The sequence below is a fragment of the Rhodoferax sp. genome, assembly GCF_011391645.1.
In the GTDB taxonomy this organism is placed as follows: Bacteria; Pseudomonadota; Gammaproteobacteria; order Burkholderiales; family Burkholderiaceae_C; genus Rhodoferax.
In genome coordinates, this window is the sequence record NZ_JAABQC010000161.1 from 1 (window position 1) to 3165 (window position 3165).

At 60.0% G+C, this 3165-nt stretch carries 4 protein-coding genes; 2 read left to right on the top strand and 2 right to left on the bottom strand.

What is annotated here, in order from left to right; translation table 11 throughout:
- Positions 1–695: peroxidase family protein (locus GPS82_RS13640; RefSeq protein WP_363717636.1), on the top strand; the 695-nt coding region annotated here is incomplete at its 5' end.
- 186 nt (positions 696–881) lie between these two features.
- Here GPS82_RS13640 and GPS82_RS13645 read toward each other — a convergent pair.
- Entirely contained in the window at positions 882–1217 is a 336-nt protein-coding gene (locus tag GPS82_RS13645) for a hypothetical protein (RefSeq protein ID WP_296495635.1), read from the bottom strand.
- 87 nt (positions 1218–1304) lie between these two features.
- Here GPS82_RS13645 and GPS82_RS13650 point away from each other — a divergent pair, with 87 nt between their 5' ends.
- Positions 1305–2303 carry a Gfo/Idh/MocA family oxidoreductase gene (locus GPS82_RS13650; protein WP_296495637.1) on the top strand — a complete coding sequence of 333 codons (999 nt, stop codon included), beginning with the start codon at positions 1305–1307 and terminating at the stop codon, positions 2301–2303.
- Positions 2304–2391: 88 nt separating this feature from the next.
- Here GPS82_RS13650 and GPS82_RS13655 read toward each other — a convergent pair whose 3' ends face one another.
- Positions 2392–2757 carry a YajD family HNH nuclease gene (locus GPS82_RS13655; protein WP_296495638.1) on the bottom strand — a complete coding sequence of 122 codons (366 nt, stop codon included), beginning with the start codon at positions 2755–2757 and terminating at the stop codon, positions 2392–2394.
- Positions 2758–3165 lie beyond the last annotated feature (408 nt).

A 3165-nucleotide genomic window follows, 5' to 3' on the forward strand; every position in this document is an offset into this window, starting at 1 on the left:
TTCGTCTGGCACCGCAAAAAGACTGGGAAGGCAACGAACCGGCGCGTCTCGCCAAGGTGCTGGCGGTCCTGGAAGGCATTGCGTCGCAGACCGGTGCCAGCGTGGCCGATGTGATCGTGCTGGCCGGCAATGTCGGGGTCGAGCAGGCCGCCAAGGCGGCGGGGGTTGACGTGACCGTGCCCTTTGCGCCCGGCCGTGGCGACGCCACCCAGGCGCAGACCGATGTCGAATCTTTCGGGGTGCTGGAGCCGGTGGCCGATGGCTTTCGCAACTTTTTGAAGAAAGACTATGTGGTCAGCGCCGAGGAGTTGCTGCTTGACCGGGCCCAACTGATGGGTCTGACGGCCGTTGAGATGACCGCCCTGGTGGGCGGCATGCGCGTGCTGGGAACCAATTACGGCGGCACGCAGCACGGTGTCTTCACCGACCATGTGGGCGCGTTGAGCAACGACTTCTTCGTCAACCTGACCGACATGGCCTACACCTGGAAACTGGCCGGGCGCAACCTGTACAACATCTGCGAGCGTAGGAGCGGCGCCGTCAAATGGACCGCCACCCGGGTCGATCTGGTGTTCGGCTCCAACTCGGTGCTGCGCGCCTACGCCGAGGTTTACGCGCAGGATGACAACCAGCAGAAGTTTGTGCATGACTTTGTGACCGTGTGGACCAAGGTCATGAACGCTGATCGCTTCTGAGCTTTGGCTTTTTGAGACAAAAAGGGCTGCCATCCGGCGGCCCTTTTCTTTGAGGCAGAACTCGATGATCAGCGCGTCGGCATCAGGCGCATTGCGCAGCGCGTGCAGCAGGCCACTGTCGCGCACAGAACAGCCAAAACGATCAGTTGGGCTCTGCGCTCACCACGAACGATGAGTCAGTCCAAATCAATGCACGCGGCCAAGGGGATGCCCTCCGGTGCTTCGTGGTCGGCGATAAACCTCACAGGCTGTCGACAAGGGCACGCCATTGAGGGTCAGCTCCCCTGCAACGGGCGGCACATCGCCAGCCAACATGGCCAGCAGCCTGGTTTTGCCGCTGCCGTCTCCCCCGCGCACCAGGCTGAGTCCGGCCGGAATAGCAACGCACCAGTTCTCAAACAGCACGCGCTCAGCCAAGCCGTGCGTCACGCCCGACAGTTGCAGGATGGGCGTTACCTTGGGGTTATTGGCTTGCGCGATGGCTGGTTGCGTTGCATTGGGATGCCGGGGCGTGTTGTGCATGCCGGCATTTTGGCATTGCTGATATGCAGCCCGGCGGTTTCTAGAATGTTAGCCAGCGTCATCGTCAGGCAAACAAAGGCAAACATCATGAAGAAAGTCAACTGGGGCATTTTGAGCACCGCCAAGATCGGTCGCGAAAAGGTCATCCCGGCCATGCAAAAGGGCCAATGGAGCCACATCGGCGCCATCGCCTCACGCTCGCTGGCGCAAGCGCAAAAGGTGGCTGACGCGATGGGGATCGCCAAGGCCTATGGTTCTTACGACGAACTCTTTGCCGACCCCGACATTGAAGCCATCTACAACCCGCTGCCCAACGACCAGCATGTGGCCATGACACTGGCGGCCGCCCGCGCCGGCAAACATGTGCTGTGCGAAAAACCCTTTGCCATGAACGCACGCCAGGCCGAGGAACTGCGCGAAGTGGCGGGCAAGGTGCACATCATGGAGGCCTTCATGGTGCGCTTTCACCCGCAATGGCTGCGCTCGCGCGAACTGGTGCGCAGCGGCGCTTTAGGTGAACTGCGCACAGTGCAGGTGTTCTTTTCGTATTTCAACCGCCAGCCTGACAACATCCGCAACTTGCCAGAAGTTGGTGGTGGCGCGCTGTACGACATTGGCTGCTATGCCGTTGTGGCGGGGCGCTTTCTGTTTGGATCGGAGCCGCTGCGCGCGGTGGCCCTGTTCGACCATGACCCGGATTTCCGGACTGACCGCACCGTGACAGCCATCGTGGACTTTGGTGGCGGGCGACGGCTTGATTTCACCGCGTCGACCCAATCGGTGCCTTATCAACGCGTGCAGGCCATCGGCACCAAGAAGCGCCTGGAACTTGAGATTCCATTCAACGCGCCGCTGGGTGGCGCCACACGGCTTTTTGTGGACGATGCCAGTGCCCCCGGTGGCGCCTCAGCCGTGGCTGAGACCCTGGCCCCCTGCGACATGTACACCCTGCAGGGCGATGCCTTTTCACAAGCGGTTCGCGGGGAAATCGCTCTACCCTATGGACTCGATGACGCCATCTGCAACATGCGCGTTCTGGACGCCCTGTTCAAATCCGGCAACAGCGGGGGCTGGGAAGGCGTCTAAATTGAGGGTCTGTGCGGCTGCACCCAACCGCCAGCATTCACAGACTTGGGCTTGGTGCCTTGTGACCTTGACGCATTTGAACGTGGCATCAAGACGACTTTTTCGAGGCCAGCATCGCCTTCAAATCGGCGAATGGATTGAAGGTGGTGGTTGGCATGACATTGCCACTGTCGCTGCGCCCCTCCATGTCTTTGAGCTTGGAATGTTCGTTTTCGTGGCAGTAGGTGCAGAGCAGTTCCCAATTGCTGCCATCCGGCGGGTTGTCGTGGTGGTTATTGTTCTTGTGATGCACTTCCAGCAATTGCAGATTGGCATGATCGAACGTGCGCGCGCAGCGTCCGCAGACCCAGGGAAACAGCCTCAAAGCCTGCGCCCGGTAACCCTGTTCCCTTTTTTCAGCGCTGCGTCGCGCCTCAAGGACAAGACGATCAAGACGTTCATTGGTGTGTGCCATCGCCAGCCACTGCCTTTCAGTTGAAGAAATACCGCTGAGGTTACGACGGAATCCGGCCGCGTGTTTGGCGATGTTTGTTAGCGACGGTCTGGACGCGCGCAAAAATGGCGGTCATGCGTGGTTTTCAGCCGGTCAAACTGCATGCCAGCTATGGACCGAAACGTGGAACCGCTTCGCAGCGGGAGCAGTCCTCGACAGGCGTTCGGTGCAGCTGAAACGTATTCAGACTCAGTGATTTCCAAAGGAGTCACCTGTGTGCTCATTTCGCCGCACGGGATAGCAGCGGTCATCTCTTGAAAGTCTTCTTCAGGAATTCAATCACCGCCTTGCCAGCAGTCTCTCGCCCCTTGCGGTCACCCTCCATTGTTGCCCCCTTGTCGGCGCAGAGATCCCGTTGGATCGCCTGCA

Excerpts from the sequence above, each read along its gene's own strand:
- GPS82_RS13650 (WP_296495637.1), top strand. The coding sequence starts at position 1,305 with ATGAAGAAAGTCAACTGGGGCATTTTGAGCACCGCCAAGATCGGTCGC.
- GPS82_RS13645 (WP_296495635.1), bottom strand. The coding sequence starts at position 1,217 with ATGCACAACACGCCCCGGCATCCCAATGCAACGCAACCAGCCATCGCG.
- GPS82_RS13655 (WP_296495638.1), bottom strand. The coding sequence starts at position 2,757 with ATGGCACACACCAATGAACGTCTTGATCGTCTTGTCCTTGAGGCGCGA.